The 26,335-nt window shown below is 69.3% G+C and carries 24 protein-coding genes and 4 tRNA genes; 19 read left to right on the top strand and 9 right to left on the bottom strand.

Features of this window, described 5'->3' with window-relative positions:
* Positions 1 to 30 precede the first annotated feature (30 nt).
* Positions 31 to 1,128, top strand: a complete 1,098-nt coding sequence (locus tag AC06FP_RS09575; RefSeq protein ID WP_456118260.1) for a branched-chain amino acid aminotransferase — start codon at positions 31 to 33, stop codon at positions 1,126 to 1,128.
* A 257-nt stretch (positions 1,129 to 1,385) separates the two neighbouring features.
* Here AC06FP_RS09575 and ybaK read toward each other — a convergent pair whose 3' ends face one another.
* The 4 genes from ybaK to wrbA form a co-directional block, all read right to left on the bottom strand.
* Entirely contained in the window at positions 1,386 to 1,862 is a 477-nt protein-coding gene (gene ybaK, locus AC06FP_RS09570) for a Cys-tRNA(Pro) deacylase (protein ID WP_478075319.1), read from the bottom strand.
* Between the two features lies 1 nt (position 1,863).
* Complete coding sequence (locus AC06FP_RS09565; protein ID WP_456119393.1) at positions 1,864 to 2,349, bottom strand: asparaginase domain-containing protein; 486 nt, start codon at positions 2,347 to 2,349, stop codon at positions 1,864 to 1,866.
* Between the two features lie 236 nt (positions 2,350 to 2,585).
* The gene (locus AC06FP_RS09560) at positions 2,586 to 2,921 is read right to left on the bottom strand and encodes a DUF2069 domain-containing protein (RefSeq protein WP_478075318.1); all 336 of its coding nucleotides are present in this window, start codon (positions 2,919 to 2,921) and stop codon (positions 2,586 to 2,588) included.
* Positions 2,918 to 3,511 (bottom strand): NAD(P)H:quinone oxidoreductase, encoded by a 594-nt coding sequence (gene wrbA / locus AC06FP_RS09555; RefSeq protein ID WP_456118263.1) that lies wholly within the window; start codon positions 3,509 to 3,511, stop codon positions 2,918 to 2,920. Before wrbA ends, AC06FP_RS09560 begins: the two co-directional genes overlap by 4 nt.
* Before the next feature lie 77 nt (positions 3,512 to 3,588).
* Between wrbA and AC06FP_RS09550 the strand changes: the two genes are divergently transcribed.
* The gene (locus AC06FP_RS09550; RefSeq protein WP_456118264.1) at positions 3,589 to 4,863 is read left to right on the top strand and encodes a YihY family inner membrane protein; all 1,275 of its coding nucleotides are present in this window, start codon (positions 3,589 to 3,591) and stop codon (positions 4,861 to 4,863) included.
* Positions 4,860 to 5,444, top strand: coding sequence for a TlpA family protein disulfide reductase (locus tag AC06FP_RS09545; protein WP_478075317.1), 585 nt, complete (start codon positions 4,860 to 4,862; stop codon positions 5,442 to 5,444). The genes AC06FP_RS09550 and AC06FP_RS09545 overlap by 4 nt, the downstream gene beginning before the upstream one ends.
* A 135-nt stretch (positions 5,445 to 5,579) precedes the next feature.
* Here AC06FP_RS09545 and ppk2 read toward each other — a convergent pair whose 3' ends face one another.
* Entirely contained in the window at positions 5,580 to 6,359 is a 780-nt protein-coding gene (gene ppk2 / locus AC06FP_RS09540; RefSeq protein ID WP_478075316.1) for a polyphosphate kinase 2, read from the bottom strand.
* A gap of 161 nt (positions 6,360 to 6,520) precedes the next feature.
* On the opposite strand from ppk2, the gene AC06FP_RS09535 reads away from it, so the two are divergent.
* The 3 genes from AC06FP_RS09535 to AC06FP_RS09525 are packed head-to-tail and all read left to right on the top strand — an operon-like array spanning position 6,521 to position 9,279.
* Positions 6,521 to 7,660: an SPFH domain-containing protein gene (locus AC06FP_RS09535; protein ID WP_456118267.1), complete on the top strand. Its 1,140-nt coding sequence runs from the start codon at positions 6,521 to 6,523 to the stop codon at positions 7,658 to 7,660.
* Between the two features lie 21 nt (positions 7,661 to 7,681).
* Entirely contained in the window at positions 7,682 to 9,034 is a 1,353-nt protein-coding gene (locus AC06FP_RS09530) for a TFIIB-type zinc ribbon-containing protein (protein ID WP_478075315.1), read from the top strand.
* The gene (locus AC06FP_RS09525) at positions 9,031 to 9,279 is read left to right on the top strand and encodes a hypothetical protein (RefSeq protein WP_456118269.1); all 249 of its coding nucleotides are present in this window, start codon (positions 9,031 to 9,033) and stop codon (positions 9,277 to 9,279) included. Before AC06FP_RS09530 ends, AC06FP_RS09525 begins: the two co-directional genes overlap by 4 nt.
* Before the next feature lie 9 nt (positions 9,280 to 9,288).
* Here AC06FP_RS09525 and AC06FP_RS09520 read toward each other — a convergent pair whose 3' ends face one another.
* From AC06FP_RS09520 to hemA, 3 genes are all read right to left on the bottom strand, one after another.
* Positions 9,289 to 10,989, bottom strand: coding sequence for an O-linked N-acetylglucosamine transferase, SPINDLY family protein (locus AC06FP_RS09520; protein ID WP_478075314.1), 1,701 nt, complete (start codon positions 10,987 to 10,989; stop codon positions 9,289 to 9,291).
* A gap of 103 nt (positions 10,990 to 11,092) precedes the next feature.
* Positions 11,093 to 12,178 carry a peptide chain release factor 1 gene (prfA, locus tag AC06FP_RS09515; protein ID WP_456118271.1) on the bottom strand — a complete coding sequence of 362 codons (1,086 nt, stop codon included), beginning with the start codon at positions 12,176 to 12,178 and terminating at the stop codon, positions 11,093 to 11,095.
* On the bottom strand, positions 12,156 to 13,439 hold the full coding sequence (hemA, locus tag AC06FP_RS09510) for a glutamyl-tRNA reductase (protein WP_478075313.1): 1,284 nt from the start codon (positions 13,437 to 13,439) through the stop codon (positions 12,156 to 12,158). Before hemA ends, prfA begins: the two co-directional genes overlap by 23 nt.
* A 68-nt stretch (positions 13,440 to 13,507) precedes the next feature.
* Here hemA and AC06FP_RS09505 point away from each other — a divergent pair, with 68 nt between their 5' ends.
* The 8 genes from AC06FP_RS09505 to ychF all read left to right on the top strand — a co-directional run bounded on the left by AC06FP_RS09505 (position 13,508) and on the right by ychF (position 20,395).
* Entirely contained in the window at positions 13,508 to 15,196 is a 1,689-nt protein-coding gene (locus AC06FP_RS09505) for a tetratricopeptide repeat protein (protein ID WP_478075312.1), read from the top strand.
* On the top strand, positions 15,193 to 15,843 hold the full coding sequence (gene lolB / locus AC06FP_RS09500) for a lipoprotein insertase outer membrane protein LolB (protein WP_478075311.1): 651 nt from the start codon (positions 15,193 to 15,195) through the stop codon (positions 15,841 to 15,843). The genes AC06FP_RS09505 and lolB overlap by 4 nt, the downstream gene beginning before the upstream one ends.
* Positions 15,840 to 16,712, top strand: a complete 873-nt coding sequence (ispE, locus tag AC06FP_RS09495; protein WP_478075310.1) for a 4-(cytidine 5'-diphospho)-2-C-methyl-D-erythritol kinase — start codon at positions 15,840 to 15,842, stop codon at positions 16,710 to 16,712. The genes lolB and ispE overlap by 4 nt, the downstream gene beginning before the upstream one ends.
* Before the next feature lie 11 nt (positions 16,713 to 16,723).
* A tRNA-Gln gene (locus AC06FP_RS09490) sits at positions 16,724 to 16,800 on the top strand.
* Positions 16,801 to 16,922: 122 nt separating this feature from the next.
* Complete coding sequence (locus tag AC06FP_RS09485; RefSeq protein ID WP_153190512.1) at positions 16,923 to 17,882, top strand: ribose-phosphate diphosphokinase; 960 nt, start codon at positions 16,923 to 16,925, stop codon at positions 17,880 to 17,882.
* 106 nt (positions 17,883 to 17,988) lie between these two features.
* Positions 17,989 to 18,594 carry a 50S ribosomal protein L25/general stress protein Ctc gene (locus tag AC06FP_RS09480; RefSeq protein ID WP_433853766.1) on the top strand — a complete coding sequence of 202 codons (606 nt, stop codon included), beginning with the start codon at positions 17,989 to 17,991 and terminating at the stop codon, positions 18,592 to 18,594.
* A 51-nt stretch (positions 18,595 to 18,645) separates the two neighbouring features.
* Positions 18,646 to 19,227 (top strand): aminoacyl-tRNA hydrolase, encoded by a 582-nt coding sequence (pth, locus tag AC06FP_RS09475; protein WP_478075309.1) that lies wholly within the window; start codon positions 18,646 to 18,648, stop codon positions 19,225 to 19,227.
* 76 nt (positions 19,228 to 19,303) lie between these two features.
* Positions 19,304 to 20,395 (top strand): redox-regulated ATPase YchF, encoded by a 1,092-nt coding sequence (gene ychF / locus AC06FP_RS09470; RefSeq protein WP_456118277.1) that lies wholly within the window; start codon positions 19,304 to 19,306, stop codon positions 20,393 to 20,395.
* A 299-nt stretch (positions 20,396 to 20,694) separates the two neighbouring features.
* Here the strand turns inward: ychF and AC06FP_RS09465 are convergent, their stop codons facing one another.
* Entirely contained in the window at positions 20,695 to 23,490 is a 2,796-nt protein-coding gene (locus tag AC06FP_RS09465) for a TonB-dependent receptor plug domain-containing protein (protein ID WP_478075308.1), read from the bottom strand.
* A gap of 188 nt (positions 23,491 to 23,678) precedes the next feature.
* On the opposite strand from AC06FP_RS09465, the gene AC06FP_RS09460 reads away from it, so the two are divergent.
* The 5 genes from AC06FP_RS09460 to AC06FP_RS09440 all read left to right on the top strand — a co-directional run bounded on the left by AC06FP_RS09460 (position 23,679) and on the right by AC06FP_RS09440 (position 26,288).
* Positions 23,679 to 24,692 (top strand): cyanophycinase, encoded by a 1,014-nt coding sequence (locus AC06FP_RS09460; protein ID WP_478075471.1) that lies wholly within the window; start codon positions 23,679 to 23,681, stop codon positions 24,690 to 24,692.
* 142 nt (positions 24,693 to 24,834) lie between these two features.
* Positions 24,835 to 25,854, top strand: coding sequence for an isoaspartyl peptidase/L-asparaginase family protein (locus tag AC06FP_RS09455; RefSeq protein WP_456118279.1), 1,020 nt, complete (start codon positions 24,835 to 24,837; stop codon positions 25,852 to 25,854).
* Positions 25,855 to 25,988: 134 nt separating this feature from the next.
* Positions 25,989 to 26,074: transfer RNA gene (locus AC06FP_RS09450), tRNA-Tyr, on the top strand.
* A 27-nt stretch (positions 26,075 to 26,101) separates the two neighbouring features.
* Positions 26,102 to 26,175 (top strand) — tRNA-Gly (locus AC06FP_RS09445).
* Between the two features lie 37 nt (positions 26,176 to 26,212).
* Positions 26,213 to 26,288, top strand: a tRNA-Thr gene (locus AC06FP_RS09440).
* Positions 26,289 to 26,335: the final 47 nt, after the last annotated feature.

The following is a 26,335-nucleotide window of genomic DNA, read 5'->3' as shown; positions in this document are numbered from 1 at the left end:
CAAAAACCGCAATCTGGAAGGAAACATCCGGTGTCCCAGTCTCTGAGCTTCCACGTCACCCGTTCGGACCACCCGCGTAGCGCCGAAGAGCGCGCCAAGATCCTGGAGAAGCCGGGGTTCGGCCTGCACTTCACCGACCACATGGTGGCCGTGCGCTGGGACAAGGACACCGGCTGGCATGACGCGGCGGTGATGCCGTACGGCCCGATCGCGCTGGACCCGGCCGCGGCCGTGCTGCACTACGGCCAGGAGATCTTCGAAGGCATCAAGGCCTACCGCCACGCCGACGGTTCGGTGTGGACCTTCCGCCCGGACGCCAACGGCCGCCGCCTGCAGCGCTCGGCCGCGCGCCTGGCGCTGCCGGAACTGCCGGTGGAGATCTTCGTCGAGTCGCTGAAGCAGATGATCGCCGTGGACAAGGACTGGGTGTCCGGCGCCGACGAGGCCAGCCTGTATTTCCGTCCGTTCATGATCGGCGACGAGGCCTTCCTCGGCGTGCGCGGCGCGCACAAGGCCAGCTACTACGTGATCGCCAGCCCGGCGGGCCCGTACTTCGCCAAGGGCGTGGCGCCGGTGGCGATCTGGCTGTCCACCGACTACGCGCGCGCGGCCAAGGGCGGCACCGGCGCGGCCAAGTGCGGTGGCAACTACGCCGCGTCGCTGCTGCCGCAGCAGCAGGCGCAGGCGCAGGGCTGCTCGCAGGTGCTGTTCCTGGACCCGGTCGAGGGCAGGTACCTGGAAGAGCTGGGCGGCATGAACGTGTTCCTGGTCTACGGCAAGGAAAACAGGCTGGTCACCCCCGCGCTGTCGGGTTCGATCCTGGAAGGCATCACCCGCGAATCCATCCTGCAGCTGGCGCGCGACCGCGGCATGACCGTGGAGGAGCGCAAGGTGTCCATCGACGAGTGGAAGCAGGGCGTGGCCTCGGGCGACATCACCGAGGTGTTCGCCTGCGGCACCGCCGCGGTCATCACCCCGATCGGCCAGCTCAAGGGCGAAGGTTTCTCGGTCGGCAACCTGGACGCGCCGGCCGGCGAGGTCACCATGTCGCTGCGCAAGGAGCTGACCGACATCCAGTACGGCCGCCTGCCGGACCGCCATGGCTGGCTGGTGCGCCTGGACGGCTGAGCCAGCTGCTTTGTTGCAAACCGAAAGCCCCGCCCACGCGGGGCTTTCCGCTTCCGTAGGAGCGGCTTCAGCCGCGAAGGGGCTTTCCCGACTGACGGGAGCTCGTGTGTTGGTGCAGGAATGGCCTGGAGCCTGCAGCTTCCGCCCGGCCACGATGGCATTGTCGATGGTCGGGCGTCCTTGCGGACTTATGTCGGGAAAGCCCCATCGCGGCTGATGGCCCGAGGCCACCCGGAGCCGCTCCTACGCGGAGCGGGTCATTCTTCGCAGAGGTCGGCCAGCCGCGCCTGCAGGAAGCGCAGCGCGTCGGCCGGGGCGACGTCCAGCAGCAGGCCGCGCTGGCCGGCGTTGATCCAGATGCGTTCGTGCGCCTGCGCCGCGCTGGCGAACAGCACCGTGGCCGGGCGCTGCTGCGCGAACGGGCTGATGCCGCCGACCCGGTAGCCGCTGCGGCGCTCGGCCTCGGCGATCTCCATCATCTGTGCGTGCTTGCCGGCGCAGGCGGCGGCAAGCTTCTTCAGCGACAGCCGCTGGTCGGATGGGATCACCGCCACCACCGGCTGTTTGTCCACCCAGGCCATCAGCGTCTTGAACATGCGCGCCGGGTCGATGCCCAGTGCCTGCGCCGCGGCCAGGCCCTTGCTGTCCACCTCGGCCGAGTAGTCGTAGGCATGCAGGCCGTGGGCGATCCCGGCCTTGTCCAGCGCGGCGGTGGCGCGGGTGCCCCTGGCCATGTCAGAGCGATTCGAAGCGGTTGGCCTCGACGTTCTTGCGCACCTTGTCCGGATTCCACACGCGGCCGTTCATGGCGATGTAGACGCCTTCGGGCAGCGACTGCACCGCGCCGATGGCGCAGCCGATGTTGAACTCGGCATCCGAGCCGCGGAAGCGCGCCGGGCTGAGCGCGCCGGTCATCACGATGGTCTTGCCGGGGATGGTCTGCAGCACCTTGCCGGTAGCGACCATCGAATCGGTGCCGTGGGTGACCAGCACGTGGCGCGTGGGCTGCGCGGCGATGGTGGCGCGGATCAGCTCGCGGTCGGCGTCGGTGATGTGCAGCGAATCCTTGCGCAGGATCGGGATCACGTTGAAGCGGAAGGTCACGCCCAGCTCGCGCAGGATCATGCCGATCTGCGGGTCGCCGATCTGGTAGTCGGACTTGTCGTCGAAATAGATCTTGTCGATCGTGCCACCGGTGGTGACGATCAGAAGGTCTTCCATCATTGCGGTGAATCCAGGTGCGAGGTGGCAATGATAAGGCCCCCCGAACGCCCGTAGGAGCGGCTTCAGCCGCGATGGGGCTTTCACGCCTGTCCGGCACCCACCGCGCCTGCGGAAAAGTCTGGTGCGCAGGCCACGTCGCGGCTGAAGCCGTTCCTACGGGGGCACTGCAGGTTGGGATGCGCGCCCGAAGATTCCTGCTCGCGGCGTCAAGGCGCCGGAGGCGTAGCCGCGAGCTACCTCCCGCGCCTGCCGAAGCGCGCGCGCAGGCCCGGCAGGCTGGCCAGGGCGATCACCAGCAGCGACAGCAGGATTTCCATCCAGGCCAGCCGCGCGGTTTCCGGGTGGCTCCAGGCGCTCATCACGCCATGGCTGAACCAGCCCAGCGCGCATACGCCGGACCAGAACGGCGCCAGCCGCCAGCCCAGGCGCAGGGCGATGGCCAGCAGCAGCGGCGGCCCGGTGAACACCAGCTGCGTGGCCAGCCAGTGCTTGTCGTCCAGGAACCACCAGGTGTAGAGCGCGGCCAGCGCGATCAGCGCCAGCAGCAGGGTCGGGCGTTGCCGGTTCATGGGGCCAGCCTCCGGGCGATGTCGGCCACGCGCCGGCCCAGCACGCGCGCCAGGTGGGCCTCGTCGTCAGTGGGCTGCGGGTCGTCCTGGGCGCCGGCCACGTGGCTGGCGCCATAGGGCGTGCCGCCGCCGGTGGTGTGGCTCAGCGCCGGCTCGGTGAAGGGGATGCCGACGATCAGGCAGCCGTGGTGCAGCAGCGGCAGCTGCATCGACAGCAGGGTCGATTCCTGGCCGCCATGCATCGACGCGGTGGAGGTGAATACGGCCGCCGGCTTGCCCGACAGGGTGCCGTTGACCCACTCCGCGCCGAGGCCGTCGAGGAAATGCTTGACCGGCGCGGCCATGTTGCCGAAGCGGGTCGGGCTGCCGAGCACGATGCCGTCGCATTCGGCCAGGTCGGCCACCTCGACATAGGGCGCGCCGTCCTCGGGCACCGGCGGGGCGCTGGTCTGGGTGACCGCGGCCACCGGCGGCACCGTGCGCAGGCGCGCGCTCATGCCCGGCACCTCGCCGATGCCGCGGGCGATCTGCCGCGCCAGCCGCGCCACCGAACCGCCGCGGCTGTAATACAGCACCAGGATTTCCGCCATCGCACCATCCACTCATCACGCAGGGAGCGGCAGTATCGGCGATGCGGGCCACGCTTTGCATCGGGTACCCTTGCCGCATGGAACCCCTGGATTCGCTCAATCTATGGATGGAACGGGTCCGTGACCGCGGGCGCCGGGCCAGCTTCGCCCGTTTCCTGTGGCACCGTTTCCTCGACGACCGCCTGTTCGAGGCGGCCGGCGCGCTGGCCTATACCACCGTGTTCGCGCTGGTGCCGCTGGCCATCGTGGTGTTCGGCGTGCTGTCGGCGTTCCCCATGTTCGACCGCTGGAGCGAGGCGCTCAGCGACTACGTGTTCTCCAACTTCGTGCCCTCGGCCGCGCGCGCGGCGGAAGGCTACCTGCGGCAGTTCTCGGCCAGCGTCGGCCAGCTCACCGCGGCCGGTTTCATCGCGCTGGTGGCCTCGCTGCTGATCACCCTCAACAGCATCGAGCAGATCTTCAACCGGATCTGGCGGGTGGCCTCGGCGCGGCCGCGGCTGGCCCGCTTCCTGGTGTACTGGACCGTGCTGACCCTGGGCGCGATGCTCGCCGCCGCCTCGCTGGCGGTGTCGGCCAAGGTGTTCGCGCTGCCGCTGTTCGGCACCGTCGAGGGCCGCTGGCTGGCCGACCTGGCGCTGCGCCTGGCGCCGGTGCTGATCGAGTTCGCCTGCGTGATGCTGGTCTACCGGGTGGTGCCGCACCACAGCGTGAAGTGGCGCCATGCCATCCCCGGCGCGCTGCTGGCGGTGGTGATGCTGGAGCTGGTGAAGTGGGGCATGGGCCTGTACCTGGGCAGCTTCCAGTCCTACCAGAAGCTCTATGGCACGGTGGCCTTCGTGCCGATCCTGCTGCTGTGGATCTACCTGGGCTGGGTGTCGGTGCTGCTCGGTGCCTCGCTGGCCTCGTCGATCGCCGCGTTCCGCTACCAGCCGGTCGCGCTGCGCCTGCCGCAGGGCTGCGAACTGTACGGCCTGCTGCGCCTGATCGGACGCTTCCGCGAGGCGCGCGAGCACGGCCGCGGCCTGGGCGAGGAGGAACTGCTGGCGCTGGAGCCGATGCTCACCGATTCGCTGCTGCAGGAACTGCTGTGCCAGATGGAGGCCATCAACCTGCTGCGCCGCGACGAGCGCGGGCAGTGGCTGCTGGCGCGCGACCTGGAGCGCATTACCCTGCGCGAGCTGTACGAAAGCTCGCAGCTGCGCATCCCGGTCGCCGAGGAATACCTGCCGTTCCGCGAGGACGCGCTGGGCCAGGCGGCGTGCCGCGCGCTGGACGAACTGCGCGTGCCGCTGCGCGAGCTGCTCAAGCGTCGCGTGGACGACATCTATGCCATCACCGGAGACGAACGATGACCATCCGATTGCTTCCCGTCGCGCTGCTGGCGCTGGCGCTGGCCGGCTGCAGGCAGCCCGGCGCCGAGGCGCCCGCAGCGCCCGCAGCGCCGCCGCCCTCCGCGCCGGCCGAAGCCCCGGCCGGCGCACCCGATGCCGCCACCAGCGGCGTGGTGGCCAAAACCGCCGAGATGCCGCGCTTCCAGGCCAAGGCCGTGGACGGCAAGGACTACGACCTGGCCAGCCACCGCGGGCAATGGGTGGTGGTCAATTTCTGGGCGACCTGGTGCGGGCCGTGCCTGCAGGAGATGCCCGAACTGTCGGCGCTGCATGCGATGCGCGGCAACGTCGAAGTGGTGGGGCTGGCCTACGAGGACATCGAACCGGAGGAGATGCGCGCCTTCCTGGACAAGCACCCGGTGGCCTATCCGATCGTCATCCTCGATCCCTACAACCCGCCGGCCGATTTCGCCACGCCGCGCGGCCTGCCGATGACGTACCTGATCGCGCCTGACGGCAAGGTCGCCCGGCAGTTCCTGGGCCCGGTGGATGCGCGGAAGATCGAGCAGGCCATCGCCGAGGCGGGCGGCAAGGCGGTCTGAAGCGCCGCCGGCGTGCAGCGCGGGACGGCGCTCGGCCGGTAAGCGTCATTCGCAGGCAGCGGTGGTCTCGCAGGTGCCGGGCTCGCCCCGGCACAGGCTTTCCCGACGCCCCCCGCGCGGAGCAAGTTCCCGTATCTATGCCACCGGGTAGGACGGCAGCGGCTTCACCACGCCGTACTTTTCCTTCTTCGGCCTGCCCGGCAGCGGCGGCAGCTCGATCGGCGCTTCGTCCAGGCGCGTTTCCGGCAGGCGGTCGAGCAGGTCGCGGATCAGGGTGAGGCGGCCGCGCTTCTGGTCGTTGAAATCCACCAGCGTCCACGGCGCGTGCCGGGTATGGGTGGCCTCCAGCATGGCTTCGCGCGCCTGGGTGTAGGCGCCATATTCCAGGCGTGACTTGAGGTCCACAGGCGACAGTTTCCAGCCCTTGAGCGGGTCCTCGCGGCGCTCGGCGAAGCGCTTTTCCTGCTGTTCCTGGTCCACGCACAGCCAGTACTTGAACAGCAGGATGCCGTCGTCCACCAGCAGCCGCTCGAAGACCGGCGCCTGCTTGAGGAAGGCCTGGTACTGGGCATCGGTGCAGTAGCCCATGACCTTTTCCACGCCGGCGCGGTTGTACCAGCTGCGGTCCATCAGCACGATCTCGCCGGCGGCGGGCAGGTGCGCGGCATGGCGCTGGAAGTACCACTGCGTGCTCTCGCGGTCGGTCGGCCTGGGCAGGGCGACGACGCGGCACTGGCGTGGGTTCAGGTGCCGGGCGACGTCCTGGATCGCGCCGCCCTTGCCGGCGGTGTCGCGGCCCTCGAACAGCACCAGCAGGCGCTGGCCCGAATGCTGGACCCAGCGCGCCATCGCCGCCAGTTCCAGCTGCATCGGTTCCAGCAGCCGTTCGTACTGCTTGCGCTTGAGCTTGCCCATGGCGGCTCCCTGTCTGGAAGGGCGAGCCTAGCGCAGTCGCCGTGCGGGCGCCGTCGCCGCACGCCGGCCGGCAGGCGGGGTGATGGTCCCGGCCATCGGTTTTCATGTAGTTTTGCGCATGCGCCGGGCGTGGTGCCCGGCAATGGATCAGGAGCAGTGCGATGGGACTTGTCCAGGCAGCAAAGGGTGCGATCGGCGGCGTGCTGGCCGACCAGTGGAAGGACTTCTTCACGGTGCCGGACGGCCTGCCGGCGACGGCGGCGCTGTTCGCCGCGGTGCCGCGCGGCACCAATGCCGGGCGTGGTTCCAATACCGGTGGCTCGTCCAACATCATCACCAACGGCTCGAAGATCGTGGTGCCGGAAGGCTACGGCCTGCTGCTGTTCCAGGACGGTGCCATCACCGGCTTCGTCGCCGAGCCGGGCGGCTACGAGTGGCGTTCGGACGACCCGAACTCGCAGTCGATCTTCGCCGGCGACGGCCTGGTCAGCACCTTCATCAGGCAGAGTTGGGAGCGCTTCAAGTTCGGCGGCCAGCCGGGCGCGCAGCAGGCGGCGTTCTTCGTCTCGCTGAAGGAGCTGCCGGACAACCGCTTCGGCACCCAGTCCGAGATCTACTGGGACGACGGCTTCCTCAACACCCAGGTCGGCGCGGTCACGCGCGGCTCGTACACGCTGAAGATCGTCGACCCGATCCTGTTCGTGAAGAACTTCGTGCCGGCCAGCTACCTGCGCCCGGGCCAGGTGTTCGATTTCACCGACCTGGACAACGCCGCCGCCAGTCAGCTGTTCAACGAAGTGGTGGGCTCGCTGGCCCCGGCCTTCAGCCTGTATACCAACGATCCGGGCAAGGGCAACCGCATCACCAGATTGCAGCAGGATTCGATCGGCTTCGCGCAGAGCCTGTCGGCGGCCGTGGAGCAGGCCTACCAGTGGCAGTCCGGCCGCGGCCTGGCCATCGTCAAGACCGCGATCGTCTCCATCGAGTACGACGCCAACACCCGTGAGCTGCTCAAGACCGTGCAGCGCGCCGATGCGTTGTCCGGCGCGCGCGGCAATTCCAACCTGCAGGCCAGCGTCGCCCAGGGCATCCAGTCGGCCGGCGAGAACGGCGGCGCGGCGGGGCTGGTCGGCGTCGGCATGGCTTCGGGCATGCTCGGCGTCGGCGGCATGCAGCAGCCGGTGGCGCCGGCCGCCGACGACCCGGTGGCCAGGCTCAAGAAGGCCAAGGAAATGCTGGACCTGGGCCTGATCACCCAGGGCGACTACGACGCGCTGAAAGCCAAGGCGCTGGGCCTGTAACCGGCGGGACGCACGACGCCCATGTCCGAACCCAGAAACGGCCCGCCGCCGCTGCCCGGCTCCGTCCCCCCGCCGCCGCCGCCGCTGCCGGCGGCGGCGCTGGACGGGCCGGGTTCGCCGCGCGATGTCCCGCCGCCGCCCGGCAGTTTTCCGGTGGATACCGCCCGCCTGCCGCAGGCCATCCGCGACGAGGTAGAGGCGCCCGACCCGGTCGCCATCGATACGTCGGCCACCGAATTGAAGGACGGCCTCAACCGCTGCCCCAAGTGCGGCGCCACCGACATCCGCCCCCGCGCCGGCACCGACGTGCTGGTCTGCCTGTACTGCCGCCATGAATGGCACGGCGCGCGGGTGGAGGAGGAGTTCGGGCTGGGCGAGGCCATCGACCAGCTGCGCGGCACGGTCATCGCCTCCGGCGCGCGCGACATCGACGCCGATACCTCCAGCCTGATGAGCTTCAAATGCGGCGGCTGCGGCGCCGAGGTCACGGTCAATACCGAAAGCACCATGACCGCGCGCTGCCACTGGTGCCGCCATGTGTTCGGCGTCAACGAGCAGATCGCCAACGGCGCGGTGCCCGACGCGGTGCTGCCGTTCCACATCAGGAAGGACGATGCGGTGGCGCGCATCCGCCAGTTCGTGGACAAGCGCCGCCTGTTCGCGCTCAAGGCGTTCAAGGAACAGTTCACGCCCGAGAACGTGGTGGGCGTCTACCTGCCTTACATGATCGTCGACGGCAACGTCAGCGCGGCGGTGGCCGGCAAGGGCGAAATCAAGACGCGCGAATACACCCGCGGCACCGAGAAGAACAGGCAGACCTACTACGACGCCGACGTCTACCAGGTGGAGCGGCAGGTGGATTTCACCGTCGACGACCTGCCGCTGGAATCGTCCGCCGGGCGCGGCAACCTGGACACGCGCGCCAACACCAACAACATCATCAACACCATCCTGCCGTTCGACACCAAGAACGCGCTGAAGTGGAACGCCTCCTACCTGGCCGGCTTCACCTCGGAGAAGCGCGACCTCGACGTCGAGAAGCTGCGCCCGCGCCTGGAGGACCAGCTGCTGTCGATCGCGCGCGCGCAGGTGGCGCCCTCGGTGCGCCGCTACGACCGCGGCGTGCGCTGGGAGCAGGAGCAGCTGGAGGTGCACGGTACCCGCTGGGTGTCGATGTACCTGCCGGTGTGGCTGTATTCCTACCACCAGCCCGGCCGCAACGGCGGCATGCTGCACTACATCGCGGTCAACGGCCGCACCGGCGAGACCATGGGCAGCGTGCCGGTGCAGCAATGGAAGCTGCTGCTGGCCGCGCTCACCGCCGGCACGATCATCGAAACCCTCGCAATCGCATTCCTGGTGGCTGCCTCATGAGCGACGACAGTGGACTCTGGTTGCTGGCCGCAGGCCCGGCCGGCGCGACCGCGCTGTACTGGGCGCTGTACCGGTACTACCGCAACACCGACAAATCGCATGCCTTCGAGCACGAGACCGACATCGTGGCCAAGCCGGTGGCCGGGTCGGACCGGAAGGTCGGCGAGGTCAGGGGCACCCAGCAGCGCCGCATCGACGGCGACAACGTGGGCGACTACCGGCAGCGGGTGAAACGGCTGCGGTAAGCCCCGCGCCTACGGGCGCTGCAGGTCCTGCAACAGGGCGGCGAAGTCGCGGGCGAAGCCGGCCATGTCGAACAGGCCGGCATCGCGGCGGGCGTCGGCCAGGCGCTGGCGCAGCCTGGCCAGCGCCGCCGGGTCGTTGCCCAGCCGGACCGCGGTGGCGATGAAGGCCGCGTCGTCGGCCACGTTCATCTCGTCCAGCCCCAGGTGGTGGTTGAGGCTGCCGGCCACGCGCGCGGCGAAGGTCTGGCCGGGCGTGGTCAGCACCGGGCAGCCGGCCCACAGCGCGTCCGAGGCGGTGGTGTGGGCGTTGTAGGGATGGGTGTCCAGGAACAGGTCGGCGTGGCGGTAGCGCGCCAGGTACTGCGGGTGCGGCAGCCTGGGCATGAAGACCAGCCGCGCCGGATCGATGCCCTGCGAACGCGCCACCTCGCGCAGCCGGTCGTCGGCCAGGCCCGGCCCGGACAGCAGCCACAGCACGCCGCCGGGCACGCCGCGCAGCACTTCCAGCAGGCGCGCGACGCTGCGCGGGTTGAGCTTGTAGCTGTTGTTGAAGCAGCAGAACACCACGCCGCTGCCGTCATCGCCCCGTTCGGGCAGTCCGCACTCGCGGCGCGGCGGCGGCTCCTCGACCACGCGGGTGTTGTCCGAGGGCTGGAACGCGCGCGGCAGGCGCAGCACCTGTTCGCTGAACGCCGGTTCCAGCGCCGGCGGCAGCACGAAGCCATCGGCCAGCACATGGTCGATCCATGGCGCGCCGGAGGTGCCGGGGTAGGCCAGCCAGTTGATCTGCAGCGGCGCCGGCCGCATCGCCAGCACTTCCGGCGTGCCGCCGCCGCCCCAGCCGCGCAGGTCGAACAGCACGTCGATGCCTGTTTCGCGGATGCGCCGGGCGATGGCCGCGTGCGGCACGCCGGCGACCTCGTGCAGCGCGTGCGCCGCGGCGTGCAGGCGCTGGCGGATGCGGCTGCCGTCGTCGCGGTTGAGCGCGAACAGGTGCACCTGCAGTCCGTCATGGGCGCGCAGCTGCTCGAACAGCGCCACCGTCAGCAGCCCGGTGGGGTGCGCGCCGAAACCGTTGGAAAGGAAACCCACGCGCACTGGACCGTCCGCGCGTGGCGTCGCCGGCGGCAGCGGCGGCGTCGACGCGGCGATCACCTGCGCGCGCTGGCGGGCGCAGGCCAGCTGTTCGGCGGCGCTGGCGTCCTCGCTGAGGAAGGCGAACGGCTCCACCGCCGGATTGCCCCGCGCCACCGCATCGCGGACCTGCCGCGACAGTGACTCCAGCCCGCGCCAGTCGCACAGCCGCCGCTGCCAGTTCAGGCGCTGCGCGGCCATGTAGGCCTCTTCCGGCATCAGCGCATGCGCGCGCCGGTAGGCATCGGCCGCCGCTTCCGGCTGGCCCGCGTCTTCCAGCGCGTGGCCCAGCCACAGCGCGATGCCGGGATGCTGCGGCACCTGCCGCGAGGCGTGGCGTAGCAGGTTGGCCGCCTCCTCGTGGCGGCCCTGCATCCAGCGCGCGCGGCCCAGCCGCGCCAGCGCTTCGGGATGGTCGTGGCGCAGCTGCAGCGCGCGCCGCGCGGCCCGTTCGCCGGCGGCCAGGTCACCGGCGCCCAGCTCGGCGTCGGCCAGCATCACCCAGGCGATGAAGTCGGCGGGCTGGCGCTGCACCGCGATGCGCAGCTGCTGGCGTTCGTCGTACGGGACATTCATGCGGTGGCGGGATCCTTTGCTGCGATATGCCGATTCTGCCGCCATTCCGGCGCCGTGCCGGCGCGTCTGCGGCAGGGCGGCGTGCGCGGGACGACGGCGCGCCTCAGCTGCCTTCGGACAGGCGCGCCAGTTCGTCCACCTGGTGCTCGTGCTGCAGGCGGCCGACCAGGGCGTCCAGGTCGCCTTCGATGATGTTGGGCAGGTCGTACAGGGTCAGGCCCTCGACGCGGTGGTCGGTGATGCGGCCCTGCGGGAAGTTGTAGGTGCGGATGCGCTGGCTGCGGTCGCCGCTGCCGACCTGCAGGCGCCGCGATTCGGCCTGCGCCGCCGCCTGCCTGCTGCGCTCGGCATCGAGCAGCTGCGCCTTCAGCCGCTTCATCGCCTTGTCGCGGTTGGCGTGCTGGCTGCGCTCGGTCTGGCATTCGACCACCACGCCGGTCGGCACGTGGGTGATGCGGATGGCCGATTCGGTCTTGTTGACGTGCTGGCCGCCGGCGCCGGAGGACCGGAAGGTGTCCACCTTCAGGTCGGCCGGGTTGATGACGATGTCTTCCACGTCGTCGGCCTCGGGGATGATCGCCACGGTGGCGGCCGAGGTGTGGATGCGGCCCTGCGATTCGGTGGCCGGCACGCGCTGCACGCGGTGGGTGCCGGACTCGAACTTCAGCTTCGAATACGCGCCGCGGCCGACCACGCGCGCCACGACCTCCTTGTAGCCGCCGTGCTCGCCCGGGTTGTCCGATTCGACCTCGACCTTCCAGCCCTGGCGCTCGGCATAGCGGGCGTACATGCGGAAAAGGTCGCCGGCGAAGATCGCCGCCTCGTCGCCGCCGGTGCCGGCGCGCACTTCCAGGAACAGGTTGCCTTCGTCGCGCGGGTCCTTCGGCACCAGCAGCAGGGCCAGTTCCTCGTCCAGCGCCTGCAGGCGCGCCTGCGCCGCGGCGATTTCCTCCTCGGCCAGCTCGCGCAGCTCGGGGTCGGCGCGCATCGCCTCGGCCGAGGCCAGGTCTTCGCGGGCGCGGGCCTCGGCGGCCAGCGCGCTGGCCACCGGCTCGAGCTGGGCGAATTCGCGCGAATGGTCGCGGAAACGCGCGTTGTCGGCGACCACGTCCGGGTCGGCAAGCAGGCGTTCCAGTTCTTCGCGGCGCTCGGCCAGGGCCAGCAGCTTACGGCGCAGGGTCGGCGTCATCGGTCCTCGCAACGGGGTGGCGGTATCCCGGCGTGGCCGGGAACAGGCGCTCGGCGGCGCGGGCCAGGTCGGCGTCGCCTTCCAGCGCGGCCTGCCGCAGCGCGGCGGTAGGGGGGTGCAGCAGGCGGTTGGTCAGGCCGTGGGCAAGCTGTTCCAGCACCTCGTCGGCGGACCTGCCGTTGGCCAGCTGCTGCCGCGCCTTCTCCAGCAGCTCGACGCGGGTGGCCTCGCCGAACGCGCGCAGCTGCTTGATCGGCGCCTGCAGGTGGGTGGCGCGCAGGTTCTCCATGTAGCGCGAGACCTGCAGGTCGATGATGGCCTCGGCCTCGGCGGCGGCCTCGCGGCGGCTGCGGCGGTTTTCCTCCACGGCGCGTTCCATGTCGTCGACCGTGTAGAGATAGGCGTCGGCCAGCTCGCCCACGCCGGCCTCGATGTCGCGCGGCACCGCCAGGTCGAACAGCAGCATCGGCTTGTGCCGGCGCGCGCGCAGCGCGGTGGCGACCTGGCGCTGCAGGATCACCGGCTCGCGCGCGGCGGTGGCCGAGAACACCACGTCGGCCTCGGCCAGGTGGCGTTCCAGTTCGGTCAGCGGCAGCGCCACGCCGCCGTGGCGGCTGGCCAGGTCCTGCGCGTGGGCGAGGGTGCGGTTGGCGATCAGCAGCCGCTTCACCCGCGCTTCGCCCAGGTGTCTGGCGGCCAGCTCGATGGTCTCGCCGGCGCCGACCAGCAGCACGGTGGAATCGTCCAGCCGCGCGAACGAATCCTGCGCCAGCCGTACCGCGGTCGAGGCCACCGATACCGGGTTGGCGCCGACGCGGGTATCGGTGCGGGCGCGCTTGGCCACCGAGAAGGTCTGCTGGAACAGCCGGTCCAGGTGGTGGCCGATGGCGCCGCTGTCGTGCGCCAGGGCCCAGGCGTCCTTCACCTGGCCCAGGATCTGCGGCTCGCCCAGCACCATCGAATCCAGCCCGGTGGCGACGCGGAACAGGTGGCGCACGGCCTCATCGTCGCGGTGTTCGTACAGATACCCCCGCAGGTCGCCGGCATGGCTTTCCAGCCATTGCGCCAGGGACTGGCCGTCCTCGGCCACGGCGTACAGTTCGGTGCGGTTGCAGGTGGACAGCAGCACGGCCTCGGCCAGCTGCGGCGACTGGCGCAGCGAGGCCATCGCGCGCGACAGCGCGTCGCCGCCGAAGGCCGCGCGTTCGCGCAGTTCCACCGGCGCGGTCTGATGGTTCAGTCCGAGCACCCACAGGGTCATTCTGTTCAGTTGCTTGCGATAAGCTGCTGGCTGTTGATGGCCGCCATTTTACGGCCCGATTGCCGCTGATGCCCATTTCCAGACCAAACCGGCTCAACCGTGCATGCAGCGTCCTGCTGCTTTTCCTGGCGTCGGCGCCCCTGCTGGCGGCTGCGCCGCAACCGGCCGAGCGGGCCGCCGCCGCCTCGCTGACGCCGGTGCTGGCGGGGGAGTTTTCGCTGCAGGCGGGCAAGCTGGCCGATGCCGCGCACTGGTACCTGCAGGCCGCGCGCGAAGGCGCCGGCGACGTCGGGCTGGCCGAGCGGGCCACCCGCATCGCCATGCTGGCCGACGACGAGGCCAGCGCCGCCCAGGCGCTGGCGCTGTGGGCGCAGCGCGACCCCGGCTCGCTGGCGGTGCGCGGCACCCGCGCCTCGCTGGCGCTGCGCCAGGGCGATGCCCGGCTGGCCCGCAAGGAGCTGCTGGCGGTGCTGCGCTCGCGCGAGCCGCGGGCCTGGCGCTACGCGGTGCTGGCGCTGGCCACCGGCGGCCGCGACCCGGCCGTCCCGGCGCAGGTGCTGGACGGTCTGGTCGATGCCAATGCGATCCCCGACGACCTGGAAGCCTGGCAGGAGTTCGGCCGGCTGGCGCTGCGCATGGAGCGCCCGGAGCTGGCGCGGCGCATGGTGGGCGAGGTGGTCAGGCGCTTCCCCGACGAGCCGCGGGTAGCCCTGCTGCATGCCACCCAGCTCAACCAGGCCGGCAGGAAGGACGAAGCGCTGGCGCTGTTGAAGGACATCGAGCCCAGGGCCGCGGGCGATGAAGAGCTGCGCAACGCGCTGGCCTTCGCCTACGACGCCTTCGGCGAACCGGACGCGGCCGAGCGCATGCTCGCCATCGGCGAGCAGAACGTGCAGACCTGGGGCATGCGCGCCTCGCTGCTGGCCAAGCAGAAGGACGATGCGCGCCTGCTGGCGCTCTACCAGGACATTTCGACCAGGGCCAGCAGGCCCGACCCGGACCAGCGCCTGCTGCTGGGCCGGATCGCCGAATACCTCAAGCGCTACCGCGAGGCGGTGGACTGGTACCACGGCGTGCCGGGCGGCCCGCAGCGCAGCGAGGCGCGGCTGCGCGCGGTCAATGCCCTGCACGAACTGGGCGAGAAGGCGCAGGCGGCCAATGAGGTCCACGCCATCCAGGCCGACGCCTCGGTGGACGACGACGTGCGCCGCGACGCCTACCTGCTGGAAGCCGAGCTGCAGCAGCGCGACCAGCGCGACGAGGCCGAGGTCGACATCCTGACCCGCGGCCTAGCCGCCTACCCGGACGACAGCGCGCTGCTCTACGCGCGCGCGCTGGCCTGGGAGCGGCGCGACGACATTGCGCGCGCCGAGGCCGACCTGCGCAAGATCCTGGTCGCCGAACCGGAGAATGTGGCCGCGCTCAACGCGCTGGGCTACACCCTGGCCGACCGCACCGCCCGCTACCAGGAGGCGCTGGAGCTGATCGACCGCGCGCGCGTGGCCGAGCCGGACAATGCGGCCATCATCGACAGCTATGGCTGGGTGCTGTACCGGCTGGGGCGCAGGGAAGAGGCGCTGGTGCAGCTGCGTCGCGCCTGGGGCCTGAACAAGGACCCGGAAATCGCCGCGCATGTCGGCGAGGTGCTGTGGGTGCTGGGGCAGAAGGACGAGGCGCGGCGCTTCTTCGACGAGGCCCGCAGACTGGACCCGGACAACCGCGCCCTGCAGCGCGCGATCGAGGCGCTTGGCGTATGACGGTGATGGTGTGGCGGTGCATGGCGGTGCTGCTGGCGGCGGGCGCGCTGGCCGGTTGCGGTTCGATGGCGACGCGGCAGGCGCCGCCGGCCGCGCCGGTGCATACGACCTCGGAGCCGGCCACCGAGACGGCGCGGCTGGCGGTACTCGATACCCTGCCGGCGTGGTCGTTCCAGGGCCGGGTCGCCATCAGCAAGGGCCGCAACGGCGGCAATGGCCGCATTGACTGGCAGCAGCAGGGCGACGCCTACCAGGTCAGCCTGGCCGCGCCGGTGACCCGGCAGAGCTGGCAGCTGAGCGGCGGCGCCGGGCAGGGGGTGCGCCTGGATGGACTGGAAGGCGGCCCGCGCAGCGGCGCCGATGCCGGACAGCTGCTGCTGCAGGCCACCGGCTGGGAGATTCCGGTGGAACAACTGGCCGCCTGGGTGCGCGGCATGCGCGCCGCGGGCGCGGCGGCGCCGGCCTACCAGGGCTATGACGCCGAAGGGCTGCCGCGCGTGCTGGAGCAGGACGGGTGGCGCATCGACTATCTGGACTGGTATCCGCAGGATGCCGGCCGCCCGGCCCTGCCGCGCCGCATCGAGGCGGTCAACGGCGACGCCAAGGTGCGGCTGATCGTCGACGAATGGAGCATGGACGGCCCATGAGCACCGTCGTGGACGCGGCCGGCTGGTCGTACTGGCCGGCGCCGGCCAAGCTGAACCTGTTCCTGCACATCACCGGCCGCCGCGCGGACGGCTACCACGAGCTGCAGACCGTATTCCGCCTGCTGGACTGGGGCGACCGCATCGGCCTGCGCCTGCGCGACGACGGCCAGGTCCGCCGCGACGGCCCCTCCGTTCCCGGTGTGGCCGAGGCCGACGATCTCGTGGTGCGGGCAGCAAATGTGCTTAAAAGTGCAGCCAACTGCACGCAAGGTGTGGATGTCCGCGTCGAAAAGCGCATTCCGGCCGGCGGTGGCTTCGGTGGCGGCTCGTCCGACGCGGCCACCGTGCTGGTCGCACTGAATGCGCTGTGGAACACCGCGCTGGACGAGGACGCGCTGGCGGCGCTGGGCCTGCGCCTGGGGGCCGACGTGCCGGTATTCGTGCGTGGGCGCAACGCCTGGGCCGAGGGCGTGGGCGAGCGACTGGTGCCGCTGGATCTGGCGCCGGCCTGGTACCTGTTGGTAGACCCGGGCGTGCACGTGCCCACCGCCGACCTGTTCCGTTCCCCGGATTTGACGCGGGATGCCGCGCCCGCGAAAATAGCGGACTTCGCTTCCGGGACCGTCCTCGGGAATGCGTTCGAGCCGGTGCTGCGTAGCCGGGAACCCGCCGTCGAAGCGGTGTTCCAGGCGCTTTCGCGCGTCGGCCGGGCACGCCTCACGGGGTCGGGAAGCGGTTGTTTCGTCGAGTTCGCCACGCGCGCTGCCGCAGAGCAGGCGCTGGCGGAATTGCCGGGCCAGCTGCGGGCCTGGGTGGTTACGGGCGCCGCGCGCTCGCCGCTGCTCCAGGCGCTGGAAGCGATGCAGTGATGGATTGATGCAGGGGCGTCGCCAAGAGGCCCAAGGCACCAGGTTTTGATCCTGGCATTCGTAGGTTCGAATCCTACCGCCCCTGCCACTCACGCGAGTCTTCTCGCGAACCCGTACTCGCCCGTGCGGGGATTCAAGGAAAGCCCGGCGTTGGCCGGGCTTTGCGTGACACCCGCTCCCGCTCTTTCGCCGCCGCCCGAGAAAGCCGACATGCAAGACGCACAGAACCTGCTGGTTTTTTCCGGCAACGCCAACAAACACCTTGCGCAGAGCATCTGCAAGGAACTGGGCGTGCAGCCGGGCAAGGCGCTGGTCTCCAAGTTCTCCGACGGCGAAGTGCAGGTCGAGATCCAGGAGAACGTGCGCAAGCAGGACGTGTTCGTGGTGCAGCCGACCTGCGCGCCGAGCGCGGAGAACCTGATGGAGCTGCTGGTGATCATCGACGCGCTCAAGCGCGCGAGCGCCGCCTCCGTCACCGCGGTGGTGCCGTACTTCGGCTACGCCCGCCAGGATCGCCGCATGCGTTCCTCGCGCGTGCCGATCACCGCCAAGGTCGCCGCCAAGATGTTCTCGGCCGTGCACACCGACCAGATCCTCACGGTCGACCTGCACGCCGACCAGATCCAGGGCTTCTTCGACATGCCCGTGGACAACGTGTACGCCTCGCCGCTGCTGCTGGCCGACATCTGGCGCGCCTACGGCACCGACAACCTGATCGTGGTCAGCCCCGACGTCGGCGGCGTGGTGCGCGCCCGCGCGGTGGCCAAGCGCCTGGACGACGCCGACTTGGCGATCATCGACAAGCGCCGCCCGCGCGCCAACGTCGCCACGGTGATGAACATCATCGGCGACGTCGAGGGCAAGACCTGCGTGATGGTCGACGACATCGTCGACACCGCCGGCACCCTGTGCGCCGCCGCCGCCGCGCTGAAGGCGCGCGGCGCGGTGAAGGTCGCCGCGTACTGCACCCACGCCGTGCTCTCGGGCCCGGCGGTGGACAACCTGAACAACTCCCAGCTCGACGAGTTGGTGGTGACCGACACGATCCCGTTGTCCGACGTGGCCCGTGTCTGCACCAAGATCCGCCAGATCAGCGTGGCCGAGATGCTGGCCGAGACGATGCGCCGCATCGCCTTCGGCGAGTCGGTCAGCTCGATGTACGTGGATTGACGAACCCCGGTCCCGGCATGTCGCCGGGACCGACAACGGCATTCCTGGTCGCGGGAATGTCTTCACCACGCACCGCCTGCGGTGCAACAACCAAGAGTAGTCAACAATGGCAAAGTCCCACGAAATCAAAGTCGCCCGTCGCGACGTGCAGGGCAAGGGTGCGAGCCGCCGCCTGCGTCACGCCGGCCTGGTTCCGGGCATCGTCTACGGCGGTGACCGCGAGCCGGCGATGGTCGAGTTCAACCACAACGAAATCTGGCTGGCCCAGCAGAACGAGTGGTTCTACTCCTCGATCATCGACCTGAACCTCGACGGCAGCATCTACAAGGTGCTGCTGCGCGACATGCAGCGTCACCCGTACAAGCAGCTGGTCATGCACCTGGACTTCCAGCGCGTGAACGAGAATGAAGTGCTCAACGCCACCGTGCCGCTGCACTTCATCAACGAGGAGATCTCCCCGGCCGGCAAGACCGCCGACGTGCTGGTCACCCACGAGCTGAAGGAAGTGCACATCGCCTGCCTGCCGAAGGACCTGCCGCAGTCGATCGAAGTCGACCTGGCCGCCCTGACCGCCGGCGACATCATCTACCTGTCGCAGCTGAAGCTGCCGGCGGGCGTGGAAATCCCGGCGCTGAAGCTGGGCAAGGACCACGACGATGCCGTCGTCATCGCCAAGGCGCCGAGCGCCGCCGCCGAGGAAGCCGCCGAGTAATCGGCCGGCTGCGTCCGCCCGCACCGGGCGGACGCAGCCAACGGTGGACGCATGACTGGCCTGCGATTGATCGTCGGTCTGGGCAATCCCGGAACCGAACACGCCCGGACCCGGCACAATGCCGGGTTTCATTTCGTTGAGGCCCTGGCCGAGCGGGCGGGCGCGCGCTGGACGCTCGAAGGCAAGCTGTTCGGCGAAGTGGCCAAGGTCGATGTCGGCGGCCAGCCGGTATGGCTGCTCAAGCCGGCCACCTTCATGAACCTGTCCGGCAAGTCGGTCACCGCCGCGCAGCGGTTCTGGAAGATCGAACCGGAACAGACCCTGCTCGCGCACGACGAACTGGACCTGCCGCCGGGTGCGGCGCGGCTGAAGTTCGACGGCGGCCATGGCGGCCAGAACGGCCTGCGCGACACCATCCGCCTGCTCGGACATGGCAGGTTCCACCGCCTGCGCATCGGCATCGGCCATCCCGGTCACAAGGACCGCGTGGTGCCGTGGGTGCTGGGCCGTCCCTCCAGGGACGACGACGTGCTGATCTCGCGCGCCATCGACGACGCCATCGACGTGATGCCGCTGGCGGTAGGCGGCGATTTCAACGAGGCCATGAAGCGGCTGCACACGGGCAAACCGTGATTGCGGCCTGCGCTTTCGCGGGCGGCGACGCCACCGGAGAGCGCAGGCCGGAATCCCGAATCGTGGAGTTTGTTGCATGGGTATCAAATGCGGCATCGTCGGCCTGCCCAACGTCGGCAAGTCGACCCTGTTCAATGCGCTGACCAAGGCGGGCATCGCCGCGGCCAATTTCCCGTTCTGCACGATCGAGCCGAATACCGGCATCGTGCCGGTGCCGGATCCGCGGCTCGATGCGCTGGCGGCGATCGTCAAGCCGGAGCGGGTGATCCCGACCACGATGGAGTTCGTCGACATCGCCGGCCTGGTCGCCGGCGCCTCCAAGGGCGAAGGCCTGGGCAACAAGTTCCTGGCCCACATCCGCGAGACCGACGCCATCGCCCACGTCGTGCGCTGCTTCGAGGACGGCAACGTCATCCACGTCGCCAACAAGGTCGACCCGATCGCCGACATCGAAACCATCGACACCGAACTGGCGCTGGCCGACCTGGAGTCGGTGCTGAAGGCGCTGGACCGCGCCAATCGCGCGGCCAAGGCCAACGACAAGGATGCGCTGGCGCGCAAGCCGGTGCTGGAGAAGCTCGCAGCGGCGCTCGACCAGGGCCGCTCGGCGCGCTCGGCCGGCCTCGACGCGGAGGAGAAGGCGCTGGTCCGCGACATGTTCCTGATCACGCTCAAGCCGCTGATGTACATCGCCAACGTCGCCGAGGACGGCTTCGAGAACAACCCGCACCTGGATGCGGTGCGCGCCCGCGCACAGGCCGAGGGCGCAGAGGTGGTGCCGGTGTGCGCGGCGATCGAGGAAGAACTGGCGCAGCTGGACGACGCCGACCGCGACGAGTTCCTCAAGGACCTGGGCCTGGAAGAGCCTGGCCTGAACCGCGTGATCCGCGCCGGCTACAGACTGCTCGGCCTGCAGACCTATTTCACCGCCGGCGTGAAGGAAGTCCGCGCCTGGCAGCTGCGCGCCGGTTCCACCGCGCCGCAGGCCGCGGGCGTGATCCACACCGACTTCGAGCGCGGCTTCATCCGCGCCGAGACCATCGGCTACGACGACTTCATCAACCTCAAGGGCGAGCAGGGCGCCAAGGAAGCCGGCCGCCTGCGTCTGGAGGGCAAGGACTACATCGTCAAGGAAGGCGACGTGCTGCACTTCCGCTTCAACGTCTGATTCCACGCGATGCCGGAAGCGCGAGGGCCCCGCGATGCGGGGCCTTCGCGCATCTGGCGCCGGGGCGAACACCGCTGCCGGACTGGCGCCTGGCCAGAATTTCGCCAGCCTGGGCGCAACCCCCGTGGTGTCGCCGTGCGCCGGTGTTTTCCACAGGCTTTTCCCGGCCTTCTGCACACGCGTTGTGGAGAACCATCGGAGAGTGCCAGCCGGCCTTGATGCGGCCGGCCAGTCCTCCGGAAACGACAAGGCCCGCATCGCGGGCCTTGTCGTTGTCGCGGTGGCGGGTGGTCCGCGCCTTACAGCGGCTGGCCGCCCAGCTTCCAGGTGACCTGGACGAAGTAGCTGCGGCCCATGCTGTCGAACCAGGCCGTGTCGTAGTACGGGTAATTGGCCCAGGTCGCATCCTTCGGCGGCATCTTGTCGAACAGGTTGTTGATCGACAGCGACACCCGCAGGTGGTCGTTGATGTCGTAGCGCGCGCCGGCGTTGAAGCGCCAGGTAGCCTGGGTCCACGCATCGTCGTCGTAGTTGGGGACGCGGCCGAGGTAGTTGCCGAACAGGCTGGCACCCCAGGCGCCCTTGTCCCAGTTCACGCCCACGTTCGCCTTGATCCGGGGCAGGGCGGGGCTGAAGGTCTCGTAGTGCAGCATGTCCTCGGACGCGTCGCCCGGATAGCGCTGGAAGGTATGGTCGCGCACCCAGGTGTAATTGCCGTTGATGCGGAAATCGCCGGCCCGGGTCTGCAGCCGGTAGTTGGCGGCGACGTCGATGCCCGAGGTTTCCTCCTTGGCGATGTTGATCGGGGCGAAGTGCACGCTGCTGATGTCGCCATCGGCGTCGCGGATGACGCGGGCAAGCGCGTCCTGGCAGGTCGGCGAGTTGATGTCGACGGCCTGGCCGGTGTCGGTCCTGCCAAGGCGGCAGTTGGCTTCGGTGATGCGCAGCCGCTCGCGGTCCTGGACCTGGACCTGGTTCATGACCTTGATCTGGTAGTAGTCCACCGCCAGGTCGAAGCCGTCCAGCGGCGACCAGACGAAACCGGCCGAGAACGACTTGCTGGTTTCCACGCCCAGTTCGATGTTGCCCCGGTAGACGTCGAAGGTGCTGACGTCCCAGCCGCCGTCGTCGTAGCAGTCGCCGTCGCTGAAGCCGGGCTCGTCGCTGCGGCACTGGAAGTAATCGGTGGCGTAGCGGGTGCGGTAGTAGTCGTCGCCGGCGAACAGGTAGTGCATGTCCGGCGCGCGGAAGCCGGTGCCGTAGGAGCTGCGCACCAGCAGCGTGTCGAGCGGGCGCCATTCCAGGCCGGCGCTGTAGGTGAACTTGCCCGGGTGCTTGCCGCCATAACTGTAGCGGTCGTAGCGGCCGGCCATGCTGGCCTGCAGGGTGGACAGGATCGGCAGGCGCAGTTCGCCGGCGGCGCTCCAGCGGTTGCGGCTGCCATGCCCGTCGCCATAGCGCGGGCCGGTATAGGCATCCTCGGTCAGGGCCAGCGGGTCGGGATTGATGCGGTAGGACTGGCGGCCATACTCGAACGCGCCGGCAAAGCCCACGTCGCCGGCCGGCAGCGAGAACAGGGACGTGGTGTCGGTGGTGAAGCTGAGGTTGTCGTTCTTGGCCACCGGGCGGAACGTGGACATGGCCGCGATGGAGGCGAACTCGGCGGGCGTCAACGGCGTGAACAGGCGCGTCGGGTCCGGGTTGTAGATCGCGTAGCCGCTGCTGGTGTAGCCCAGCCGTTCGCCCAGGAAGAAGCGGTTGGCCGCATCGGCCTTGATGCGCGGCATTTCCACGTCGGCCTTGTACTGGGAGTGATTCCAGGCCGCTTCCCAGTTCCAGGTGTCGGCGAACATGCCCTTGAAGCCGGTGGTCACCGCCAGCGTCTTCTGCGTGGTGGTGTTCATGCGGTTCTTCAGGCCGCCGATTTCCTCCGGCGAGAACTGCCGCGACCAGATCTCGCGGTTGCCGGTGGCGGCGTTGTAGAACACCTTGTTGCGGTAGTTGTTGGTCGACGCCGGGTCATGGAATTCCCAGCCCATGACGTCGCTGACCACGTCGTTGCCGTTGGTGCCGGTCAGCAGGCGCACCGTCTGGTGGCCCATCTGCACGTCGGCGAACCACGACAGCTCGTCGTTGAAGCGGTACTCGAACGAGCCATAGGCATTGACGCCCTTTCGCTCATTCTGGATGGTGCGGTATGCGATGGCGCGCTCGCTGCCGCAGTACGGCTCGCCGAAGCGGTCCTCGGCCAGGTGGGTGGTGCCGTCGTTCAGGCCGGACAGCGCCTTGCAGCCGTCGGCGGGCGCGATGTTGACGTCGTCTTCCCAGTTGGTGATCTGGGCGATCAGGCGCGGCAGGCGGCGGCGCTCGGTCGGGGCATCGAGCGTGGAATCCTGCACCTTGCGCTGGGTGCCCCACAGCGGGCGCTTGTTCAGCAGCTCCACCCCGACGATGCCGCTGAAGTTGCCCTGCTCGAAGCCGGTGGTCAGGGTCAGGTCGTGCGACTCGCCGCCACCGCGGCTGGTGTCGCCGTAGCGGTAGTCGATGGTGGTGCCGTCGGTGGACTTCTTGAGGATGAAGTTGATCACGCCGGCCATCGCGTCCGAGCCGTAGACCGCCGAGGCGCTGCCGGTCAGTACCTCGATGCGGTCGATCATGCCCAGCGGGATGTTGCCGATGTCGGTGAAGTTGCTCCTGCCGTTGAGCGGCAGCGGGAAGTCGGCGATGCGGCGGCCGTTGATCAGCACCAGGGTGTGGTTGGGACCGAGGCCGCGCAGGTCGACCGCCTGCGCGCCGGGCGTCGATTGCGCACCGGTGGTGTTCTGCTGGCCCTGCACGGTGCCGCTGTTCTGGCTGAGCGAGCGCAGTACGTCCGGGACCGAGGTGAAGCCGGCCGACTGGATCTGCTCGGCGGTGACCACGGTGACCGGCGCCGGGCCCTCCACCTGCGCGCGCGGGATGCGCGAACCGGTGACCTGCACGGTATCCAGCTGCTTGGTTTGATCGTTGTCGGTGCTCTGGGCCAGAGCCATTGCGGGAGCGGCCATGCCAAGCAGGGCCAACTGGATTGAACGCACCATTGCGTGTCTGCGCATGAATCAGGTCTCTGCTGAAAGTGTTCCGGAAAGTGTCTGGCCGGCCCGCGCAAGCGCCGGAGCCCCGGTAAAACGTGAATGGGGCGGGTCCATCTAACACCTTTTTCACATGCTTGACCACTGCCGGAAAGTCTGGCATTACGCAGTGAAAGCGATTACATGATGTCCTGGAGAGCAGCGTGAAGCGGATGGTTTTCCGAGGTGGGCGGTTGGCTCTGGTGCTGTTGGCGCTGGGCATGGCGGGTGGCGCCGTCGCCGCGGGTGGCAGTGGGCTGCCCGATCCGGGCTACCAGTACTACGAAGTGGGCGACCTCGATGCCGCGCGTCCGGGCCAGACCCAGGCGGCGATGATGCTGATGGGCGGTGGCGACTGGGTTCCCGAAGCGTTCCGCTGGTGGGTCGAGCGCGCGGGCAACGGTCGCGTGGTGATCCTGCGCGCCTCCGGCGACGACAGCCTGCAGAACGAGCTGTATCACGACATCGGCGGGGTCACGTCGGTGCAGACTCTGGTATTCGACAGCCGCAAGGCGGCCGACGACCCGGCCGTACTGCGCATCGTGCGCGGAGCCGACGCGATCTTCATCGCCGGCGGCGACCAGGCCCGCTACATCCGTTTCTGGAAGGGCACCGGGCTGAACCAGCTGCTCAACGAGCATGTCGCGGCGGGCAAGCCGATCGGCGGTACCAGCGCCGGCCTGGCGATCCTGGGCGGTTACAGCTATGGCGCGCTGGATGGCGGCAGCGTCGATTCGCAGTCCGCGCTGAGCGACCCGTTGGGCAGCAAGGTCACGATGGACCGGGATTTCCTGGCCATGCCGTACCTCTCCAACGTGGTCACCGACACCCACTTCGCCAAGCGCGAGCGCCTGGGGCGGCTGATCGTATTCGTCGCACGCGCCGCCCAGGACAAGGGCCAGGACGACATCGTCGGCATCGGCGTGGACGAGGACACCGCGCTGTGCGTGGAGGCCGATGGCCGAGGCCGCGTCTACTCGCTCGACGGCGGCTATGCCTGGCTGGTGATGCCGCACCATCCCGCCGACCGCCTGAGCAGTGGCCAATCGCTGGAGTTCAGCGCCATTCCTGTGACCGGGGTGGGGGTGGACAGCCGCCTGCACCTGGACGGGTTCAAGGTCGACAACCCGGCATTCACCGCCATGGCCAGCGTGGTGGATGGCGAACTGGCGCTGCAGCCGGATTGATTCCCGGCGCTCGCCCGCAGGCGCGGAAGGGGCTTCGGCCCCTTTCTGCTTTTCAGGAGGCGCCCCGGGCCTGCGCCGCCCGTGGCTGTTCAGACCGGCGATGGCGTGCCTAGAATCGGGCACCTTTCCAGAGTGAAGAAACATGAAGCTGACTTCCGCGGTATTGCTGGGCCTGGCGTCGTTGTCTTCCGCGGCGGCCATGGCGGCGCCGGCCTCTCCCCTGCTCGTGATCCACGGCGGAGCCGGCGTGGAGCGCCAGGACCTCAACCCGGAAGAGGTGCGCGCCGCGCGCGCGGCGCTGGAAGCCGCCCTGCGCAAGGGGCACGAAGCGCTCGCGGCCGGCAAGCCGGCGATGGACGCGGTGACCGCCGCGATCACCGTGCTGGAGAACGACCCGACCTTCAACGCCGGGCGTGGCGCGGTCTTCACCCATGACGGCAGGAACGAGCTCGACGCCTCGCTGATGGACGGCGCCACGCTGCGCGCCGGTGCGGTCGCCGGCGTGCACACCATCAAGAACCCGATCCTGCTGGCGCGGGCGGTGATGGAGCACTCGCCGCACGTGATGATGGTCGGGCAGGGGGCGGAGATGTTCGCCGCCGAGCAGAAGATCGAACAGGTCGATCCCTCGTATTTCCGTACCGAGAAGCGCTGGCAGCAGCTGCAGCGGGCCTTGAAGGAGGAGGCGGCCGGGCAGGCGCATGCCGACCTGGAGACGGCCAAGCACTTCGGCACCGTCGGCGCGGTCGCGCTGGATGCGCAGGGCAAGCTGGCCGCGGGTACCTCCACCGGCGGCATGACCAACAAGCGTTACGGGCGCGTGGGCGATTCGCCGATCATCGGCGCCGGCACCTATGCCAGCGACAACTGCGCGGTGTCGGGCACCGGCTGGGGCGAGTTCTACATCCGCCTGGCCGCGGCGCATGAAATCTGCTCGCGCATGAAGTACCTCGGCGAGACCCCGGCACAGGCCGGCGACGAGGTCATCGTCAAGCGCCTGCCGGAGATGGGTGGCGATGGCGGCGCGATCGTGCTGTCGGCCGACGGCAGGGCGGCCACGCCGTTCAACACCGAGGGCATGTACCGGGGCTGGATCGGTGCCGACGGGGTGCCGCACGTGGCGATTTTCGCCGACGAAAAGCTGAAGATGCCGGGTGAGTGAGGGGTGCGGATGCGGGGAACGGAAATTTCGCGGAATGTGAAAATTTCTGTTGACAGCATCCCGTGCCATCACCAGAATAGCGGGCTCTCCCACCCCTGACCGGTTAGGCCAAGGTCATCAAAGAGGGGTGGAGCGGAGGGATACCCAAGCGGCCAACGGGGGCAGACTGTAAATCTGCTGGCTTACGCCTTCGGTGGTTCGAATCCACCTCCCTCCACCAGTTTCATGTTGTGGCGTTGTTCCCGGTGCGGGAGTAGTTCAATGGTAGAACCTCAGCCTTCCAAGCTGATGGTGCGGGTTCGATTCCCGTCTCCCGCTCCATTGAACGAAATTCAAAACATGCCATAATACAAAACTCGCTCACGTAGCTCAGTCGGTAGAGCACCTCCTTGGTAAGGAGGAGGTCGAAGGTTCGATTCCTTTCGTGAGCACCATCTTGCTCAAAGCGCCATAACCAACCTGTTACCGAGAAGAAGCAGCC

This window comes from Stenotrophomonas sp. Steno-Z2 (assembly GCF_056393235.1).
Note: the sequence above shows the minus strand (reverse complement) of the source record. Positions and strands in the feature narration are given on the sequence as shown.

Coding starts and splice junctions, on each gene's coding strand:
- ispE (WP_478075310.1), top strand. CDS start 15,840: ATGAGCACCGTCGTGGACGCGGCCGGCTGGTCGTACTGGCCGGCGCCG.
- AC06FP_RS09460 (WP_478075471.1), top strand. CDS start 23,679: ATGGTTTTCCGAGGTGGGCGGTTGGCTCTGGTGCTGTTGGCGCTGGGC.
- pth (WP_478075309.1), top strand. CDS start 18,646: ATGACTGGCCTGCGATTGATCGTCGGTCTGGGCAATCCCGGAACCGAA.
- AC06FP_RS09485 (WP_153190512.1), top strand. CDS start 16,923: ATGCAAGACGCACAGAACCTGCTGGTTTTTTCCGGCAACGCCAACAAA.
- AC06FP_RS09565 (WP_456119393.1), bottom strand. CDS start 2,349: ATGGAAGACCTTCTGATCGTCACCACCGGTGGCACGATCGACAAGATC.
- AC06FP_RS09480 (WP_433853766.1), top strand. CDS start 17,989: ATGGCAAAGTCCCACGAAATCAAAGTCGCCCGTCGCGACGTGCAGGGC.
- AC06FP_RS09520 (WP_478075314.1), bottom strand. CDS start 10,989: ATGAATGTCCCGTACGACGAACGCCAGCAGCTGCGCATCGCGGTGCAG.
- AC06FP_RS09505 (WP_478075312.1), top strand. CDS start 13,508: ATGCCCATTTCCAGACCAAACCGGCTCAACCGTGCATGCAGCGTCCTG.
- ppk2 (WP_478075316.1), bottom strand. CDS start 6,359: ATGGGCAAGCTCAAGCGCAAGCAGTACGAACGGCTGCTGGAACCGATG.
- AC06FP_RS09465 (WP_478075308.1), bottom strand. CDS start 23,490: ATGCGCAGACACGCAATGGTGCGTTCAATCCAGTTGGCCCTGCTTGGC.
- ybaK (WP_478075319.1), bottom strand. CDS start 1,862: ATGGCCAGGGGCACCCGCGCCACCGCCGCGCTGGACAAGGCCGGGATC.
- AC06FP_RS09535 (WP_456118267.1), top strand. CDS start 6,521: ATGGGACTTGTCCAGGCAGCAAAGGGTGCGATCGGCGGCGTGCTGGCC.
- AC06FP_RS09525 (WP_456118269.1), top strand. CDS start 9,031: ATGAGCGACGACAGTGGACTCTGGTTGCTGGCCGCAGGCCCGGCCGGC.
- ychF (WP_456118277.1), top strand. CDS start 19,304: ATGGGTATCAAATGCGGCATCGTCGGCCTGCCCAACGTCGGCAAGTCG.
- AC06FP_RS09455 (WP_456118279.1), top strand. CDS start 24,835: ATGAAGCTGACTTCCGCGGTATTGCTGGGCCTGGCGTCGTTGTCTTCC.
- AC06FP_RS09530 (WP_478075315.1), top strand. CDS start 7,682: ATGTCCGAACCCAGAAACGGCCCGCCGCCGCTGCCCGGCTCCGTCCCC.
- wrbA (WP_456118263.1), bottom strand. CDS start 3,511: ATGGCGGAAATCCTGGTGCTGTATTACAGCCGCGGCGGTTCGGTGGCG.
- hemA (WP_478075313.1), bottom strand. CDS start 13,439: ATGACCCTGTGGGTGCTCGGACTGAACCATCAGACCGCGCCGGTGGAA.
- AC06FP_RS09560 (WP_478075318.1), bottom strand. CDS start 2,921: ATGAACCGGCAACGCCCGACCCTGCTGCTGGCGCTGATCGCGCTGGCC.
- AC06FP_RS09545 (WP_478075317.1), top strand. CDS start 4,860: ATGACCATCCGATTGCTTCCCGTCGCGCTGCTGGCGCTGGCGCTGGCC.
- lolB (WP_478075311.1), top strand. CDS start 15,193: ATGACGGTGATGGTGTGGCGGTGCATGGCGGTGCTGCTGGCGGCGGGC.
- AC06FP_RS09550 (WP_456118264.1), top strand. CDS start 3,589: ATGGAACCCCTGGATTCGCTCAATCTATGGATGGAACGGGTCCGTGAC.
- prfA (WP_456118271.1), bottom strand. CDS start 12,178: ATGACGCCGACCCTGCGCCGTAAGCTGCTGGCCCTGGCCGAGCGCCGC.